Raw genomic sequence first — 18,046 nt, 5'->3', positions numbered from 1 at the left:
AAGAGCGGCGATGAGTTCGAAGGACGATCCTTTCGGTCCGGCGGGCAAGACGGTCATTCGCTCCAACCCACGGCGCGAGCAAAAAGCGGCGCCAGCTGCTCAGGAACCCGTCCCGGGTGGAAAGCAGCACTCGCGGGTCAAGGATTCAACGGTTTTCGATTCTGGTGTCGGCCGGCACACGCCGCCGGGCTGGATATCCGAAACCGTGATTTATCAAGGTGCAACTCCCGGCGCAGCAACGGGAGTTGGCTCGGTTGCGGCCGCGCCGAAGCCAGCCATGCAGCAGGAAATCCTGCTCGATGCCGTGGACAGCGTCAGATATTCCGCGGCAAACCCGATCCTCGCCGCGGCCGCGCCCTTGCTGATGCTGTTCGGCCAGCTCAGGCTCCTGTCAGTCGAAAGACAGGCGGAGCCACTGGCGGAGCATATCGCCGATACGATTGAAAAGTTCGACCGCACAATCGAGAAGTCAGGCGTACCCGAAGAGGATGCCCGGATTGCAAAATTCGCCCTTTGCGAAACCGCTGACGATCTGATCGGCAACCTGCCTTGGCCCAAGAGTGATGACTGGGCGCAGCACAGCATGCTGTTGCGGTTCTTCCACGTCGAACCCACCGGCACCGGCTTCTTCGAAGCACTGAACAAGGTGCTGGCCACACCGGAGGCACATTACGACTTGCTGGAACTGCTATATGCTTGCCTTTCGTTGGGGTTCGAAGGCCAGTATCGAGGTCTGACGCGCGAGGACACCAATCTCGAACGCATCCGACGCGACGTCTATGAGACGCTCCGCTACTTCAGGGCGCGCACCGACGAAGAGGTCTCGCCCCACTGGCAGGGCATGGCGGCGACAATGGCGAAGTCGTCGGCCCGACTACCGCTCTGGGTCGTTGCGGCTGCTACATCGGCGCTGCTGACGGCGGCATTCTTCGCGTTGCGGGTCTTCATCACCAACGAGGGCGATGCCGTCGCCGGCGAACTGCTGGCCCTCAATCCATCGACGCCGGTCACCATCGAACGCGCCAGCGTGGCGCCGCTGGCCGGGCCGGTGAAAGTCGCCCCGCCTGTGACCGCCACCGCCACCCAGATCGATCGCGTCCGTACCGTACTGGCCAAGGATGTTGCGCGCGGCGGACTGACCGTCGGCACGCAGGGCATGTTCATCGTCGTGGAGATCAACAATATTCTGTTGTTCCAGTCCGGCAGGGCTGAGATAAAGCCGGAATTTGGGCCGATAGCCGCGGACATCGCGGCCGCGCTGGAACCTGAGCCCGGACCGATCAGGATCGTCGGCCATACGGACAATGTGAAGCCGCGAAAATCGAGCGCGTTCAAATCCAACTTCGACCTTTCCGTCGCCCGGGCGAAGGCGGTCGAAGCAATGATGGCGCCGCAGTTCAGCAAGCCTTCGCGGATTACGGTCGAGGGCAAGGGCGAGGACGAGCCGATCGCCGACAATGCGACGCCGGAGGGCCGCGCTCAGAATCGCCGGGTCGACATGATGATCCCCAAGGAGGAGACGTTGTGATCGCGGCCGACTGGAAGCGCCCATGACGCGTTGGCTGCTGCGGATATCCAGCGTCATTGCGCTGGCCGGTTTCGCTACAACCATCTGGTTTGCCGGACCATTGATCCGCTTCGCCGACACCCGCCCGCTCGGCCCCGTCTGGCTGCGTGCCACGATCATAGGCGTCACCCTGGCGATCGCGGCGCTCTTCCACGGCTTCCGTTTCTGGCAAATGCGAAAGGCGCAGAAAGTGCTCGAGGCGGCAATCGTTCGCAACGACGACAGCGATGGCGACTCGCAGGTGCTCGAGGCCCGCATGAACGAGGCCATTGCGACGCTGAAGCGGTCGAGCGGCAAGCGCAACTTCCTCTATGAGATCCCCTGGTACATCATCATCGGCCCGCCCGGCGCAGGCAAGACGACGGCGCTGGTCAATTCGGGCTTGAAATTTCCGCTTGCCGGGTCGGGTGACGCCCAGCCGGTGGCCGGTATCGGCGGCACACGCTCCTGCGACTGGTGGTTCACCGACGAGGCGGTGCTGATCGACACCGCGGGACGCTACGCAACGCAGGATTCGCATGCCGAGAGCGACAAAAAGAGCTGGCTTGCCTTTTTGGCGCTGCTCAAGAGATACCGCACCAGGCAACCGATAAACGGCGTCATCCTGGCCATCAGCCTTGCCGACCTCATCAGCCTCGACGATCAGCAGTTGGACGCCCATATCGTCGAAATACGCAGCCGGCTGCGAGAGACATACGAAACACTGAAAGTCCAGTTTCCAGTCTACCTGCTTTTCACCAAGGCCGATCTTGTCTCCGGATTCATGGATTATTTTGGCGGGTTCGACGAACCGCGCCGGCGCAAGGTATGGGGCGCGACATTCCAGACCGCGGATCGCGGCAAGAACATGGTCGGCGAGGCTCCGGCCGAGTTCGAGGCACTGGCAAAACGGCTAGCGGAAGAGATACCCGACCGGCTGCAGGAGGAGGCTGATCCGGTCGCGCGCATATCCGTCTTTGGCTTTCCGGCGCAATTTGGCGCGCTGAAGGGTCGGATTGCCACTTTCGTAGCCAGCCTGTTCGATCCGGCCCGCAGCCAGGTGAATGTCAGCCTGCGTGGATTTTATTTTTCGTCAGGCACGCAGGAAGGAACACCGATTGACCAGGTGCTGGGCGCAATCGGCCGCAGTTTCGGCAGCAGTTCCAGGGCCTATCTGTCCGGTATCGGCAAAAGCTTCTTTTTGCACGATCTTCTCACCCGCGTCATTTTTGCGGAGGCGGGGTGGGTTTCATACGACAAATCGGCCGAAAGGCGTGCGGCGATCGCCAGATATGGCGGCCTTGCCATAATCGCATTGATCGCGGCGGTGGCCCTGGGCGCCCTGGCCATGAGCTACACAGCCAACAGGTCATTGATCGCCGCCACCACGCAGGCGATCAACCAGTATCGCGAGACAGCGGACCCGCTACTGAAAAGTACAACGGTCACCGATGTCGATCTCGAAAACGTCATTGGCCCGCTCGACCAGTTGCGCAATCTGCCGGCAGGGTTCGAAACCGGTGACTTGCCGACACCGATCGAGGAAACGTTCGGCCTCAGCCAGCGGGAAAGACTACTTTCGGCATCCAAAACGGCATACCGGCAAGCGCTGGAGCGAACATTCCGCGCGCGCCTGCTGATCCAGGCCGAGCGGACGATCCAGGCCAAGATGGCTGACCCCGCCGCGCTCTATGAACCATTGAAAATCTATCTGATGCTTGGCGGCAAGGCGCCGAAGGTCGACGACGCGTTGATCGTTTCCTGGATGAGACAGGATTGGGAGCAAAACCGGTATCCGGGCGAAAACAACCGCGAGGGACGGGCGCAGCTCGAAAAGCATCTGCGCGCCATGCTTGCGTTGGACGACGCCTATGATCCGGTTTTCGAACTTAACCGACCGCTTGTCGAATCCGCCCAGCGCTCGCTCGGACGCATGAGCCTGGCCGATCGCGCCTCCACAATGATCAAGTCGGCTGTATATGCGGCGGCGCTGGACGATTTTTCCGTTTCCGCGAAAGGTGGCCAGGAAGCGCAGTTGCTGTTCGAGCGCATCGACGGCAGCGATCTGTCGGATCTTCGTGTTCCCGGTATCTACACCTATGCCGGCTTCAATGAATTCTACCTCGGGCAACTGTCGCGCATTGCGCAGATGCTGGTCGACGACCAATGGGTTCTCGGCGGGGGGGGCGAGCAAGGCGCCATCGATCAGGAATTGCTCAAGCTCGGCCCGGAACTTCTCGATCGCTACGGGAAGGAGTTCACCGCGGCGTGGAACGCCGTTCTCGATGAATTGAGGTTCAAAGCGATGCTGAAAGACAAGCCGAACTATATCGCGCTTTCCGCCGCCGCATCACCAACCTCGCCGATCGACCAGCTTTTTACGGCGATAGCCGACGAGACAGCCCTGACGCGTGAAGCCGGGCTCAACAGAGCCTCCGAACTAGAATCCAGCGCGGTTCAGAACCAGCCGCAGAAGTCTGCCGATATCGCCAAGGGTTTGGCCCGCATCGGCATACAGTTTGCCACAGGCAAATCGCAAAGCCGCGCCGGCGCAGGGTCCCCGAGCACACAGAACCAGCATCCCGGGGCAAACATCGAAGCGCAGTTCAGGTCATTCCAGACGCTGGTGAACGGTCCTGCCGGACGCCGCCCCATCGATGCATTGACGCAGAATTTCCGTGACATATACCAGAGCCTGCAACTGGCGGCCGACGTTCCTTCGCAGACGGAGCGCGTCAACATGAATCTGCAACTGCAGATATCCACCCTTCGCGCCAATGCCTCGCGTCTGCCCAAGCAACTCGCGCGGATGATCAGCGCGACGGCCGACGAGTTTGAGGGCAACGTCGCCGAAACCTCGGTGGCGAATCTGAACCAGATGCTCGACCAGACGGTGACGCGCGCCTGCGAAGAAGCGGTCAACGGACATTATCCTTTCGTCGGCAATGGCACCGAGGATATTGCAATGGCGGATTTCGCCAAACTGTTCGCTCCAGGCGGGCTGATGGACCGGTTCTTCGCACAAAATCTCGCATCGCTGATCGACATGACCGGCCAGGACTGGAGTTGGAAACAGGATGCGCGCTTCGGGCGCGACTTCCCGAAGTCGACCTTGAAAGACTTCCAGCTGGCCGCGGAAATCCGCAACGCCTTCTTTCCCTCGGGTGGTTCTGTCCCGTCGGTGAGCGTCACCTTTACGCCGGTTTCACTGCATGGCGATGCCGATGCAGCAATACTCGACGTCGATGGCCAGATCGTCCAAAGCAACCAGGCGGGCAACGCGCCAAGCACGGTGACCTGGCCGAGCGGCACGGCTTCCGCGTCCGCCAGCCTGAGCCTCATGCCGGAAATGCCAGGCCGTGAGTCCGCTATCAAGTTCGACGGTCCGTGGGCACTGAAGCGACTGCTGGACAAGGCGGCCATCACCAGCACTGGCGGCAACACTGAAGTCCGCTTCGTGATTGGCGGACGCGATGTCGCCTATACGATCCAGGCTGGTTCGGACCCCAACCCCCTCCTCCTTCCCGCGCTTTCCAGGTTCAGCTGTCCAAAGGCCTTTTGAGATGGCCTTTGAGCTTTCCAGCATGGTGGCACTGTCCATGGGCAACAGACGCTCGGACGTTGATTTCGATACTTTAATATCCGCGCATGTGGCAAACTGGCGCGAGCGAGCGCTGGAAAATGTGCCGCAGAGGACGCTTGCGAAGCGCTTGGTGGCAAATTGAACAATGTCGCCCTTCCCTTTGAAAGCTTCGGCGTTAGCCACAGAGGCTGTGTCCGCGAGCTCAATGAAGACAGCTATCTGGTCGAGCCGGAAACCGGCCTGTGGGTGGTGGCCGATGGAATGGGTGGACATGATGCCGGAGAAGTCGCGTCGGCCAGCATCGTCGATCATCTGGCAACGATCGGCATCGCAAGTTCCGCACCGGATCTTCGCGCACGCTTCGAGGACCGCTTGAGCCGGGCCAATGCCGAGATCCGAAGGATCTCGGAGTCTCGCGGCATAACCATAGGCTCCACCGTTGCCGCCCTGCTGACGATGAATGGGCGGTTTGCCTGCCTGTGGGCGGGCGACAGCCGCGTCTATCTGATCCGCAATGCCTCGATCTCGCAGATTTCGAGGGACCACACCGAAGTTCAGGAACTGCTCGACAGGGGCGTGATCAGCACGGCCGAAGCGCTCACCTGGCCGCGCCGCAATGTCATCACGCATGCGGTTGGGGTCAGCGACGAGATCGTCATCGATTTCCAGCAAGGCGAAATCATGCCTGGGGACATTTTCGTGTTGAGCACCGATGGGCTGACGGCGCACGTCACCGACGCCGAGATCGAGGCAGCAGCGGTGTCCGCGACACCTCAGGCGGCGTGCGAAAACCTGCTGCAAACGGTGCTGGCGCGCGGCGGAACAGACAATGTCACGATCGTGCTGGTGAAGATCGGAGATGGGAGTGATGGGTCCCATCCTGATCCATCCGCGGAGGTTTGAGGCCGATGAGCGCCGACGACAAGACGCGAATATCGCCTGGCCTGGCCAACACCGCCGTAGGCACGCAACTCAGCGGCATCTACGAACTTGACGAGCGGATCGCGTTCGGTGGCATGGGTGAGGTCTACCGTGGCCACAACATCCAGACCGGCGACCACGTCGCGATCAAGATCGTCCTGCCCGAGTTCGCCCGTGACCAGACGATCCTGTCCCTGTTCCGCAAGGAAGCCTCGATCCTCAATCACCTGTCGCACGACGCGGTCGTCCGCTATCACGTCTTCACGATCGATCCTGGGATCGCCCGGCCCTACCTTGCCATGGAATTCGTTGACGGTGAATCGCTGTTCGACGTCATGCGACGTGGCGCGATGCAGACGGAAGACGTACGCAAGCTCTGCCACCGCCTCGCATCCGGTTTGAGCGCCGTGCACCAGGCGGGAGCAATACACCGCGACCTCTCCCCGGATAACATCATCCTGCCAGGAGGCCGGGTCGACCGCGCAAAGATCATCGACTTCGGCATCGCGCGATCAGCGACCGTCGGCGGAGAGACCCTGATCGGCGGAAAGTTCGCAGGAAAGTACAATTACGTTTCTCCCGAACAGCTCGGGCTGTATGGCGGCGACGTCAGCGAGCAGTCCGACATCTACAGCCTGGGATTGGTGCTGGCCGCCGCACTGCGCGGAAAACCGATCGACATGGGCGGCTCCCAGTTCGAGATCGTGGAAAAGCGCCGAACGGTTCCGGACCTGTCCGACATCGATGCCGATTTTCGCGACATTGTCGAAGCCATGCTGCAGCCGGACCCGCGGGATCGGCCGGCCAGCATGGCGGACATAGCCAGGCTGACACGTGACGACAGCGAGGAGACAACGCCTCCACCGTCCATCACACCCCGCGACCGAACGGGTCTGCCGCGAACCGGGGGAACCGTCGCGCCCGGCTCCAAAGCCCCGGGGCACGGCTTGCCAATTGGAGCGAAATCGGAGGAGAAGCGCTTCGTCCCACATGTCCGGCCGGCGCATCTGTCCGAACCGCGGCCTTCGAAGGTCACCCCTCCTTCGCGCGCGGTCACGCCTGATGCCACCGGGAAGTCCGCAAAGACCCGAACCGTCGCGGTCGCGGCCTTGGCGGCGTTGGCTGTGGCGTCTGGCGCAGGCATATATCTGAGTGGCTTGATGACACCTTACACGCCGGTCGCCGACGATACATCGCTTTTGGTGCCAGAAGCATCAAGGCCGGCCCCGACGGACAGTGCTGCGAGCCCGCCTGGCAATGAGCCGGCAAAGCAGATTCCCGCCCAGCAGCCAAAACCGGACAGCGCTGCGCCGCCCATTGAAAACCAGGCCGATGCCGCAGCCAGTCAGGAGCCGGAGCCGACACAGCCAGTCAAAGTCCCCCCACTAATCGAGGAAATCTCGAAGCCGTCCGCAGCCGAGACGCAAACGCCACCCGAAAGGCCACCGCCGGCAATTCAGCCGGATGCGGTGACCGGCGACAGCCAGCAGGCGGTTTCGCCGACCGCCGAGGTCGCGCCTGTGTCGCCAGCCGAGAAAGCCTCGCCGCCGCCAGCGATCCAGCCCGATGCCGTGGAAAGCCAGAAGCCCGAGCAACAGGCTGCGGAGGAAGCCAAGGCCAAGGCTGATGCCGAAGCCAGGGCCAAAGCGGAGCGACAGGCCGCCGAAGAGGCGGCGGAGGCACAAGTCGAAGAGGAAGAGCGTCAGAAGGCGGAGCAGGCGAAGCGGATCGCGTCGGAGAAGAAGGCCAGGCTCGACGCCGAACGCAAGGCCGCGGAGCAGGCGCCAAAGGCGGAGCGGGCGCCGCAGCCACCGGCAGGCAAGCCGCCGGACGACGCTACCGTCGCCTTGAATGTGCCCAAACCGGAAGTTCCACCGGCCCCTCCCGTCGATGCGATGGCGCAACGGGTCGCCTGGGTGCGCGACTTCAGCGGCGGCGACTGTTTCTATGCGGCGTTGACTTCGGCAACCGACAGGGCTGCCGCGATCGAGGGATTTGGAACGGAGGTCCCGCCATTCGAACGAATGATGTACGATTTCCAGGCAAGATTTCATGTCGAACCGGATATCAGCGTCCGCCTCATTGAACCGGCCCAATGCGAAGTCACCAACTTTCTGCGCTTTCTGGACCAGACAGCGGACGACAAGCCGCTGGTTGTTCTCGATCGAACGTCGGTGCCGAGCGGTTCGCCAATCAGCGGCACGCTGGTGACGCAAGGCGGCCTCATTTCCAGCGTGCTGCTGATCGACCACGAGGGCATGGCATTCAACCTCGACGATCGTATCGTGGTGCAATCGGACAAGGCCACTTTCAACATCCCGACCGGTCTCGGCGCCGCCGACCAGGCGGCCGGCAAGGCCGTGCCGCAGATCATAATGGTCATCACAGGTCGACAGGATATTCAGGCTGCGGCGTTCTCCGGGCCAACACCAGCCTCGGTGCTGTTGCCCAAAATTCTCGAGGAAATCGAGGCCAGCGGATCTGAATTCTCCGCGACTGCACAGTACTTCCGGCTCGGCGGGTAGCATGGACGCCCATGGACTTCCGCCGCTCGCGTTTTTCCTCCCTGCCCGCTGTCCAGCCCAAAAAGCCGCGTGACTTGGTTCGAGCCCTGCTTGCCCTGAGAGGCTGTATCAAGCTTACGGTCATCTCGAGCGCGGCGCTGCTGGCTCTCCTCTCGACCACTGAAGCGCGTGCCGAATTCACCGTCTGCAATCAGACACTCGACGTGGTCAATCTCGCCATTGGCCAGACGGTAGACAATGCGGACCAGACCGACGGCTGGTGGACCATCGGCGCAAATCAATGCGTAAACGTCATCCGCGAGGAACTGACGAACCGTTACATCTACATCTATGCGACGGACGTTTTTGGTCGCGCGATCCTGACCGGGTCGACCGAAATGTGCATCGACCGGCGGCGCTTCTCGATACGCGGCATCGATGAATGCTGGCAGCGCGGCCGTATCGCCGCGCGATTTCTCGAAGTCGATACGCTCGAACAGGTGCGGTGGACCTTTTTCCTGACCGGAAGCAAACCGTGACGCACAGTATCGATACGAGCTTCAGGCTGAAAAAGCAGGCGCGCGCTGCCCTTCGCAGGCGCAGGCTGTGGCGCAGGTTCCTTGCCGGCCTTGCCGTGATTGCCCTGTTGTCGATCGCCACCGGCTTTTACCTCACCGCGGACTATTGGTCGTTCGGCGATGAAGACGAGGAGTTGCAGGCGGTCGAAGGAACGGACGATGTGCCGGCCGATGCATCGGTCTATGTGCCCGCCATTATCGACCTCGCGGGGGACCCTATGTGGATCACCCTTGCGTCCGACGCCGGCGCCGCAACGAAGGGAAAAGTGATCCCTCGCCCGGCAGAGCTCGATCAGGCCGGAGTTTCTCCCCAGATCGAGATTCTGTCTGACGTGATGCTTAGCGCCAGCGAAAAATTCATGACGACGATCCCGTCGACGCAAGAAGATTTCGCATTCTTCCAGGCACAAAGACAGACCGCGACGGCGCCATCCAGCGATCTGCAAGGCGATCTTCAGCCACCCGCTCCACGCGAGGCTCCGGTTGCTTCTGGTCCGCAGGCGGACGCCGATGACCCCGAAGCCGGCTGGGGCGAAACAATCGCTGCAGGCGAGGCGGCCCTTCCCGCATTCCAGAAGACCCAGATCGAAAACAACACAACCGTTGCAATTGTCACGAGCGAATATCAACGATTCGGGGCTACGGAAGACACGTTCGTAAAGATCCTCAACGACCGCAGTTTGGACAGCGTTGCCCTGGATGCGCATTTCTCCGCCGAGGATGCCAAGCTGGCAGGCGAAGCCCTGAAGGCGCTTTTCAGTCGGGAAAGCCTTGAGCCGGGTTATGTCGTCGCCATGCGCGGGTTCAGGCCGGCGCGCGAGACGACAACCATGTCCCTCATGCAGGTTTCGATCTACGCCAAGAACGCATTTGTCGGCACGCTGGCGCGCAATGCCGCCGGTGCGTTTGTGTCTGGTGTTGACCCCTGGGTCCGTGAAGATCTGTTCAACTACTCGGGCGCACAAGCGGAAGGCACGCACAAGAGGCAATACCGACTGCTCGACGCCATCTATTCGACGGCGGCACGTAACAAAGTTCCGACCGGCGTGATCGGAGAAGCGATCATGTATCTCTCCAGAGGACAGGATCTGGATGCCTTCGCCAGCGAAGACCAGCGTCTTGTCCTGATCTATTCCCAAAGGCCACGTGGCAAGGAAGAGACTGCCGGACGGGTATTGTACGTGGGCATCCAGGGTAGCGAAAAGAGCCTCGACTGTTTCGTCTTCCAGCAGAGCGACGGCCAGTTTGCATGCGTTAGCGGCGACGATCAGGTTCGCTCGCTGACGGTCACCAACGGTATGGTCACGCCGGTCAACGGGGTCATGACGTCCACCTTCGGCCCGCGCAAGCATCCGATCCTCGGAACCGTTCGGATCCACAAGGGTGTGGATTGGGCGGCACCTCTGGGTACGCCGATTGCAGCCGCCTTCGACGGCGAAATCGTCTTTCAGGGCGATGGAGGGGGTTACGGCAATCTGGTGAAGATCTCGCACGGAAACGCGCGCGAGACGCGCTATGCGCATATGCAAAAGTTCGCGATCAAGGACGGTGTCGGCACGAAGGTGAAGGCAGGCGATATCATTGGCTATATCGGTACCACTGGCCTTTCGACTGGGCCGCACCTGCATTTCGAACTCTATCGGGGTGGCGAGGCCGCCAATCCCCTGGGCACGGTTACCACAATCGCCACGGACGATTCCGCTGTCGAAACGCTGACCGACCGTATCGTTCATGTCGAAAGTGGCGGCAGCGCCCGCGCCAAGAACCCCAATTCCTCAGCCACCGGCGCCGGTCAGTTCATAACAAAGACCTGGATCAGGATGATGAACACATACCGCCCCGAACTTGCGCGGACATTGTCGACCGCCGACCTGCTGGCTCTGCGTTATGACGCCACGATCTCGCGCGAGATGGTGAGCAATCTGGCGCGCGAAGGCGAAGCCTATCTTCGGGCGCGCGGCCACCAGATCACAGCCGGCCGGCTCTATCTCTGCCATTTCCTGGGAATGGAAGGCGCGCACCAAGTGTTGTCGGCGCCGGGTTCGGCGCAATTGAGCGCCGTGCTCGGGTCGGCCGTCATTCAAGCCAACCCGTTTCTCACCGGCAAGACCGCCAGCTATGTCGTGAGCTGGGCCGAAAGAAAAATGGGGCGAAAGCTGAGCCCGCCGACAACCGATGTAGGCCAACAGACAACCACGACGACGGAAGTCCGCCAGACATCGCCGGAGTTCGAAAAGTACAAGCAGGCAATCACCGCCCTCATAAGCTCGATTCAGAATAGCCTTTGAACCTGCGTCTCGCGGCGTGCGAATTTCGCCGTTGGACCATTGGTGTTCCTGCTGCCAAGTGTGATTGTGGCCAACTTTTTTCGGGGCCTTTGTGAACCAAACTGTGGTCAGATCGCATACGCCCAAGAGCCATTTGGGCAGAGGCGACTATGTCATGTCGCTGATTAAATTAGCATGCGCAGACATCAATAGTCCGCTCCCAAGGGCGGAAGGTTGGTCCATGAAAGCATTTGCTGTCTTTCTGAGACTGTTTGGCGCTCACACAAAAGCCGGTGGCACGGAAGCCCCCGCAAACAACAGCAGGTCGTGCAGAAAAAGCGCAACCGCGAGGTGGTTCGGCGGGATGCCCCCGCCGCCGCACGACAACAACGACTTCCCGACCAAGGCGCTGATTTTCGGCACCGGCGTAGCGGTGGGTGGCGTGCTCAACAACAACTGACTAACGCATGTTCGCGCAAAAGTCACATGAGGCCGGTCAAACGCGACGCGCTTTAGCTCCGTTTCAAGCCTGTTCGACATCCGAGCCGAGGCTTTGGCGCACCGGCTTTCCAGCTACTCAGTGCTTATCCGCATTTCCACCCGGCGGTTGACCGGATCGTAGGGGTCGGGGTTGCGTGGACGCGTTTCGCCCAGGCCGATCGCTTTGATGCGGGCGGCGTCGACGCCGTTGGACATCAGGAAGGCCGTCACCGATTGGGCTCTTCGTTCCGACAGTCCCTCGTTGTAGCGAGCCGAACCGGAAGCGTCGGTGTAGCCTTCCACGAGAAAACTCAGCGTGCTCAGCCGGCTGTCCTTGAGCGCCTTGGCGAACTCGTCGAGTTCGGCGCGCGCAGTCGTGTCGAGTTCCGCGGAATCCAGGCCGAAATTGATCAGCATATCGAGGCTGGATTTTTCGGCAGGCGCTTCTTTCTTCTTGCTGCTGCACTCGTCTTCGGTGCCGACACAAACCCCACGCGACGGGCCGAGTTCGCTCGCCCCGGCAAAAAATTTCACGATGTCTTCTGATTTCTGAAGTGGATCAGCGGAAGCATGTGTCGAAGAAAGCGCTACCGCCAACACGAAGGCTGAACCCCACAACCGCACAACGGTTACTCCTGTTTTGAGCATCCGATTTCGCCAGCCCGGACTATACCAAATTGCGAAGCAATTGTCTGTCATAAACGTTGAGCATATGGGCGATGAACGGCGGTTGCCACCATGCCCTGGACTGAGGCTTGACCCGCGCCCCGTCCGGGGCTTCAGTGCATTGTTCCCTAAGTGAAAGCGTGGCGGCCATGGCCAATGAGCTTCGATTCAAAACGGCATGGGATCTTTTCATGGCCTGCCCCGCTGTTGCCGGGGACATGATAGCACCTCCAACCGAACAGCCTTCAATCGAGTTCTGCCGCGCCCTCCTTGCGGGACGGGTGCCCGAGGAGGCGATTACGTTCTGTGCCTATCTCCTTCCCGAGCGGGCCGCGGTCTGGTGGGCCCATGAGTGCCTGACCCACCTGACCGACCTGCTCGACAGCGGGGATCAGGAGTTGCTCGCGCTTGTTCAGGACTGGGTCAGCCAACCAGATAGTCCTCACCATGGCACGGAAGTAAGCAAAGCTGCGGCAATGCCGCCAACAACGCCAGCTGCCTGGATTGCCCTGGCTGCAGGATGGCGCGGCGCGCCATCGCATTTGCAATCATTTCCTGCCGCCCATGCAGTCAATGCGGGAGTTCTGGCTGGACTGGCGCGTGTTGCATTGGCGGACCGCTTTTCGGTTCTTTCCGCGTTTGTCGAAATGGGCATCCAGATGGCGGAGATCGAGGCGCTGCGCCAATCAGCGGATGCATACTAGACCGTGGTCTGAATACTGACGGCTTGCCCTACTTGCAGCCACCTTGGGCCATTTGGCCAACGCCTCCTTGAAGGGCGTCCCCGGCGGATGTTGCAGGCGTGACACTGAGACATCGTTTGATGTACGGGCATCCTCCGCTTGACTGCGCCCAAAATACGGTGTCGCTTCCGGTTGCCACTCAACGTTCACCCGGTCAACCGCCCCAGCCGCCCCCACCAGTCCCGCCGCCCCCCCCGCCGCCGCCCGAAGAAGGAACGATCACGACAGGCGCGGCAACAGGCTCTTCCTCAACCGGCTTGATCACTTTTTTCTTGACCACTCGTTTGGGAGCGGCCTTGACGACCTTTTGCTCAACAGGTGCCCTGCGAACGACCCTTTGCTCGACAGGCACCCTGCGAACGACCTTCGGCGGCGACGTCTCGACCAGCGGCGTCGGTTCGGGTGGTATCAAGGACGTGCAGCCTGTGAGCCCCGCCAGGACCCCGGACAGCGTTGTCCCGACGATTGCTTGCTTGAATGTCATGCGCACGATTGCCTCCTAGCCCACTAAAACACATCCCGACGCGGGTTGGCTTCTTCCCAGACCCGCCTGGCCGCGCCGACCAGTTGACTGTCCAGCGAACCCGATGCGGGGACCTTCGACCTGAGCTCCTGGCGCAGCTGCTTCAACGCTGTCGTTTTCACCTTCGTGCCGAAATTCGCGAGGTTCCTCTGGGCTCCCGGCAACTCGTTGCGGGTGTCCAGTGCGGCCGCGAACGCCAGAAAACGGACGGCCGTGGCCTGATCGGCCTTTTCGCCCTTTTCCATTTCGAGAACCGCGCGATCGAATGCACTGGACGGGTCGCCCCGCATGGCCGCCATCTCAAACAGTCCTTGCGCTTCCGCCGGATTGCGCTCCACGCCCACGCCGTCGCGATACATGCGCGCGAGATTGCCCGGAGCGTAGGGCTGGCCGAGTTCGGTGGCTTTCTGAAACAGGGCCAGCGCCGTTTTCGGATTTTTCTCGACGCCCGCACCGGACAGATAGTTCCGGGCAAGCAGGTTCATCGAATACATGTCCTGCCGCTGCACGCCAGCCTCCAGGAAAGCAACGGCGCGAGCCTGATCGGCGGTCACGCCATTGCGGCCTTCGGTGAAGATCGCGCCGAGATCGTTCATGGCATAGGTGTGCCCCATCGCCGCCGCCTTGAGCAGCAAGTCCAGCCCCCTGGCCGTATCGCGCTCGACGCCGTAGCCGTTGAACAAGGCACGGCCCCACGACGTCATCCCGTAGGGATCGCCCTTGTCGGCCGCGGCCGCGTAGAAGGTGTTGGCCTGCTTGCGGTCGACAGCCACACCCGTTCCGGTCGCGAAGAGGTAGCCGAGTTCGAAAACGGCGCGCACGTGCCCCCTGTCGGCAGCCTGCTGGATGGCTTTCCTGGCCAGGTCGACCTTTCCGGCTGCAAGCAGCGCGCGCCCCAGTTCATAGCGGAAGCGGGCGACATCGGGATATGCCTTGACCGCGGCCTCGCAGAGTTTCACCGCGTCGGCGCCGATTTCATTTGGCAGCAGGCCAGGGACGACGCCTTGCAGGTCGAGTGGTTCGCCGGCAGCCGAGTCACACGGATCGACGGTAGGCGACAGTTTCATCGTGGCGGGCTTGGATGCGGCGCTACCCGCCCGGATTTCGAAGGCGACCTCGACCGTTTTGCCGGCTCCGATCTGGGGCTCATAGCGCAACCGGTCGACCTCATCGGCCATCAGGCTCGAGTCGGGCGACAGAATTCGATCCGGCAGGGAGAGTGTTCCCGTTGCCGGATAGCTCGCAACTTTCAGGCTGACCGCGGGGTCCTGTGTCGGGAAATTCAGCTTCAGCGGAATCGGGCCGACGCCGACCGGAACGTCGATCTCCCGGTTTTCGATCGCTTCGGCGGCGCCGGTGATATGGATGCCCCGCTCCAGCACCTGCTGCTTCTGCTCGGCTTCGAGCGAGGCCATCACCTGTTCGCCCTGGGGTCCTTCGCCGCTTTTGATCCGGAACACCAGCATGCCCCTGGCTTCGCCGCCCCAATTGTCGCGTGCGGCATAGGCCAGCATATCCATCTCTTCCGTCTCGCCGGCTCCCTTGGGGACATCCATCTGCAAACGCGGCAGATCCTTGCCCTGGATCTGTTCTCCCGCCTTGACAACCTTGCCGTCCAGCATCAGGCGTCCGAGCGTGGGCGGTCTTTCGATGCTGACGGTGATTGTCCCACCGTCGATCTCGACCGGTTCCGCGAGATCCAGATCGATGGGGCCGGCCCCCGACAGCACGACCTTCTCCAGCACCGGCGGCAGCGATGGGCGGCTGCTGCGACGCATCAGAACGACATCGTCGATCAGCGAAGAGTTCTCCCAGGGAACCTGCAAGCCCTTTGTAGCTTCAACCACATCCCGGCGCACGGCCGACATGACCGTGTGGATCTCCTGATTGGGGGCCAGAGCGCGACGAGCAAACGCTGACGAAAAAGGACTGAGGTCGCCGGCGCCGTCATAGGCAACCGCACCGGGTGCGGTGGCAAACGCGATCAGCGTGTTCAGCGAGCTTCTTACTTGCGCAAGACCGGTGCCGCTCGCGACAACAAGCTGATCCCTCAGCCAATAGTCCTTGCGCGGGAATGGATTGTTGCGGCAGGCATCGAGAATGATCACCTGGATTTTCGACTTCGAACGCATCTGCTGCAGCACATCGTTCAGCTTGATTGCCTGGACCTCGACGTCGGCCGGCTGTTTCAACGACGCGTCTACCGGAATGAGGAAATTTTCGCCGCCGATCTGAAAGCCGTGACCGGAATAGTAGAGGACGGCGATATCGGCGCCGTCCACGGCGGCCAGATAGTTGCGGAACTGGTCTTCGAACTGCAGCTTGGTCAGATTGCTCGCAACGAACACCTCGAAACCAGCCTGCCGAAACATATCGGATACGGCCACAACATCCTTGGCCGGGTTCTTGAGGGCCGAGATTTCCCGGTAGTCGGAATTGCCGATGACAAAGGCAACCCTTCGTTCGAGCGCGGACGCGTCGAAGGCCGCAAGGCTTGCGAGAATGAAGGCTACAACGAAGCCGCAACGTCGGCGCATGTCAAATCCCTTAACCGCTGTTACCTCATGACCACAAGAATACAACTTGCGGTATCAAGGTCCGTTAGAGAGCATGCAATCTGCCGAGACAGGACCCGGGAGAAAAGCCGCCACGACAGCGGACAAGCCCTCACCTGATCAATTGCTAAATTACATCAGAGGTGGGGTGTCTGCAATGTATGTCACACAGGCTCGCCATCCGGCTACTCGAACCCGTGGTTGCGCTGGGGCGGGCTGCTGGAACGATGTTATGGTTAATTAAACGGCGCTGTCGGATGGCTCATGGCGAGCGACTCATGCGGACATTCGGCGTTGAATTCGGCTATGAAGGCAACGAATCTGACCTGTTGCTGGAGGCTGTTTGCGGCCGGCCGGACGGGTGGTTTTCGACCTTCAGGGTGCGGTGTATGCGGCTCACCGATGGCGGGGCAGGCAGCATTCGCTCGCCTGCCCCGTTTAGCCAATCTACTTTATTAAGCCTGCGCCCGAACGCTCTACATCTGCACTGAGAATTCCTCGATCAGGCCATCCTTCGGCTCGAGGCCCAGCCCCGGCTCCTGTGACACGGTAAGGTACCCGTTCTCGGGCTGCGGGACGCTTTTGAATATCGCGTTGTAGGCCATCCACTTGTGAAAGTGGTATTCGACCAATCCGCCGTTCGACAGGCCGGCATGCAGCGCGATGTTATGCGGGCCATTGCCGTTGCCGTGCGAGAGTGGGATATGGAAGAGCTTGGCAAGGGCGGCGGTACGAATGGCCGCCGAATAGCCGCCGTCATTGTTGACATTGGGCTGGATGTAGTCGACCGCGTCGGCGAGGATCAGGTCGCGTGCGGAGAACTTCTCGTTTTCCGCCGCAGCGACCGGGATGATCGTTTTCGAGCGCAGCTCGCGCAGCAGCCTCGGATCGTTGTAGTAAAGCGGCTCCTCGACGAAGCTGATGTCGAGCTCCTCGCATCGCTTGCACAGTTCCACCGCCTGGGCCAGGGTCATGCGCAGATTGCCGTCCATGGCGAGCTTAACGTTCGGGCCGACGGCCTCCCGCATCGCCCTCATGCGTATGTAGTCATCCTTCGGATCGGGGATCGGCTGACGGCCGACGGTGTTCTTGAGATGGTTGTTGCCGAGCTTGACGAGGTGGGCCGCCTCCGCGGCCAGTTCCTCCGGCGAATAGACCGGAGCGTTGTCGTAGGCGGCGCCGTGCGTGACATAGACCGGTACCTTGTCGCGCGCACCGCCCAGCAGGTGATGCACCGGCTGGCCGAGCATCTTGCCCTTGATATCCCAGAGCGCGATGTCGATCATCGCCAGCGCGGAGATCAGAGTCCTGCCCAGCGGCCGTTCGAAGCTGGCGCGGTCGAACAGCAGGGGAATGCGTTCGGTGCGCATCGGGTTCTCACCGACGATTTTCGGCGCGATGTATTTGTTGATCAGATCGATGGCGACGTGGTGGGTGTAGCCGCTGGTCGCCCAACCGACGAGGCCGTCATTGGTCTCGACCTGGAGAAGCAGCGCGCCTTCCTTGTTCGGCTTGTCGCGATAGGGCGGCGGCGTGATCGGGATATTGGCGAGCTTGTGCGCCTGGATACGAGCGATCTTGATCCTGGTCTCGACGACAGTGTTGTCCTGTTGGACATAAACATCCTGAAGCACGACTTCCCTCCTTTCCCGACGTTGCATGTGCCGGGAAGGCACTCTC

General features: G+C 61.3%; 12 protein-coding genes. 8 read left to right on the top strand and 4 right to left on the bottom strand.

The features are described 5' to 3' along the window. The first annotated feature begins 10 nt into the window (after nt 1-10). The 7 genes from tssL to MESS2_RS32750 all read left to right on the top strand — a co-directional run bounded on the left by tssL (nt 11) and on the right by MESS2_RS32750 (nt 11,859). A complete protein-coding gene (gene tssL / locus MESS2_RS14720) occupies nt 11-1,528 on the top strand; it encodes a type VI secretion system protein TssL, long form (RefSeq protein WP_008875151.1) in 1,518 nt (505 codons plus the stop codon). Between the two features lie 22 nt (nt 1,529-1,550). Continuing rightward, nucleotides 1,551-5,108 carry a type VI secretion system membrane subunit TssM gene (gene tssM / locus MESS2_RS14715; RefSeq protein ID WP_008875150.1) on the top strand — a complete coding sequence of 1,186 codons (3,558 nt, stop codon included), beginning with the start codon at nt 1,551-1,553 and terminating at the stop codon, nt 5,106-5,108. Nucleotides 5,109-5,267: 159 nt separating this feature from the next. Then, nucleotides 5,268-6,032: a PP2C family protein-serine/threonine phosphatase gene (locus MESS2_RS14710; RefSeq protein WP_008875148.1), complete on the top strand. Its 765-nt coding sequence runs from the start codon at nt 5,268-5,270 to the stop codon at nt 6,030-6,032. Between the two features lie 5 nt (nt 6,033-6,037). After that, entirely contained in the window at nt 6,038-8,575 is a 2,538-nt protein-coding gene (locus tag MESS2_RS14705) for a serine/threonine-protein kinase (protein WP_008875147.1), read from the top strand. Between the two features lie 11 nt (nt 8,576-8,586). Next, nucleotides 8,587-9,093, top strand: a complete 507-nt coding sequence (locus tag MESS2_RS14700; RefSeq protein ID WP_008875146.1) for a DUF1036 domain-containing protein — start codon at nt 8,587-8,589, stop codon at nt 9,091-9,093. Next, a complete protein-coding gene (locus tag MESS2_RS14695) occupies nt 9,090-11,420 on the top strand; it encodes a M23 family metallopeptidase (RefSeq protein ID WP_008875145.1) in 2,331 nt (776 codons plus the stop codon). Before MESS2_RS14700 ends, MESS2_RS14695 begins: the two co-directional genes overlap by 4 nt. A gap of 220 nt (nt 11,421-11,640) precedes the next feature. Beyond that, complete coding sequence (locus tag MESS2_RS32750; protein ID WP_167332442.1) at nt 11,641-11,859, top strand: hypothetical protein; 219 nt, start codon at nt 11,641-11,643, stop codon at nt 11,857-11,859. A 113-nt stretch (nt 11,860-11,972) separates the two neighbouring features. On the opposite strand, the gene MESS2_RS14690 is transcribed toward MESS2_RS32750, so the two are convergent. Beyond that, nucleotides 11,973-12,527, bottom strand: a complete 555-nt coding sequence (locus MESS2_RS14690) for an OmpA family protein (RefSeq protein WP_244439998.1) — start codon at nt 12,525-12,527, stop codon at nt 11,973-11,975. Nucleotides 12,528-12,694: 167 nt separating this feature from the next. On the opposite strand from MESS2_RS14690, the gene MESS2_RS14685 reads away from it, so the two are divergent. Then, nucleotides 12,695-13,249, top strand: coding sequence for a DUF6931 family protein (locus tag MESS2_RS14685; RefSeq protein ID WP_008875141.1), 555 nt, complete (start codon nt 12,695-12,697; stop codon nt 13,247-13,249). Between the two features lie 193 nt (nt 13,250-13,442). Here the strand turns inward: MESS2_RS14685 and MESS2_RS14680 are convergent, their stop codons facing one another. The 3 genes from MESS2_RS14680 to MESS2_RS14670 form a co-directional block, all read right to left on the bottom strand. Then, complete coding sequence (locus tag MESS2_RS14680; protein ID WP_244440002.1) at nt 13,443-13,772, bottom strand: hypothetical protein; 330 nt, start codon at nt 13,770-13,772, stop codon at nt 13,443-13,445. Nucleotides 13,773-13,795: 23 nt separating this feature from the next. Next, nucleotides 13,796-16,348: a caspase family protein gene (locus MESS2_RS14675; RefSeq protein ID WP_008875137.1), complete on the bottom strand. Its 2,553-nt coding sequence runs from the start codon at nt 16,346-16,348 to the stop codon at nt 13,796-13,798. Between the two features lie 494 nt (nt 16,349-16,842). Beyond that, nucleotides 16,843-18,000: a mandelate racemase/muconate lactonizing enzyme family protein gene (locus MESS2_RS14670; protein ID WP_008875135.1), complete on the bottom strand. Its 1,158-nt coding sequence runs from the start codon at nt 17,998-18,000 to the stop codon at nt 16,843-16,845. Between the last annotated feature and the right edge of the window lie 46 nt (nt 18,001-18,046).

The sequence above is a fragment of the Mesorhizobium metallidurans STM 2683 genome (assembly GCF_000350085.1).
GTDB classification, from domain to species: domain Bacteria; phylum Pseudomonadota; class Alphaproteobacteria; order Rhizobiales; family Rhizobiaceae; genus Mesorhizobium; species Mesorhizobium metallidurans.
The sequence above is the reverse complement of the archived record's forward strand: the minus strand, read 5'-3'. Positions and strand labels throughout refer to the sequence as shown.

Excerpts from the sequence above, each read along its gene's own strand:
- MESS2_RS14675 (WP_008875137.1), bottom strand. The coding sequence starts at position 16,348 with ATGCGCCGACGTTGCGGCTTCGTTGTAGCCTTCATTCTCGCAAGCCTT.
- MESS2_RS14700 (WP_008875146.1), top strand. The coding sequence starts at position 8,587 with ATGGACTTCCGCCGCTCGCGTTTTTCCTCCCTGCCCGCTGTCCAGCCC.
- MESS2_RS32750 (WP_167332442.1), top strand. The coding sequence starts at position 11,641 with ATGAAAGCATTTGCTGTCTTTCTGAGACTGTTTGGCGCTCACACAAAA.
- MESS2_RS14690 (WP_244439998.1), bottom strand. The coding sequence starts at position 12,527 with ATGCTCAAAACAGGAGTAACCGTTGTGCGGTTGTGGGGTTCAGCCTTC.
- tssL (WP_008875151.1), top strand. The coding sequence starts at position 11 with ATGAGTTCGAAGGACGATCCTTTCGGTCCGGCGGGCAAGACGGTCATT.
- MESS2_RS14680 (WP_244440002.1), bottom strand. The coding sequence starts at position 13,772 with ATGACATTCAAGCAAGCAATCGTCGGGACAACGCTGTCCGGGGTCCTG.
- tssM (WP_008875150.1), top strand. The coding sequence starts at position 1,551 with ATGACGCGTTGGCTGCTGCGGATATCCAGCGTCATTGCGCTGGCCGGT.
- MESS2_RS14705 (WP_008875147.1), top strand. The coding sequence starts at position 6,038 with ATGAGCGCCGACGACAAGACGCGAATATCGCCTGGCCTGGCCAACACC.
- MESS2_RS14685 (WP_008875141.1), top strand. The coding sequence starts at position 12,695 with ATGGCCAATGAGCTTCGATTCAAAACGGCATGGGATCTTTTCATGGCC.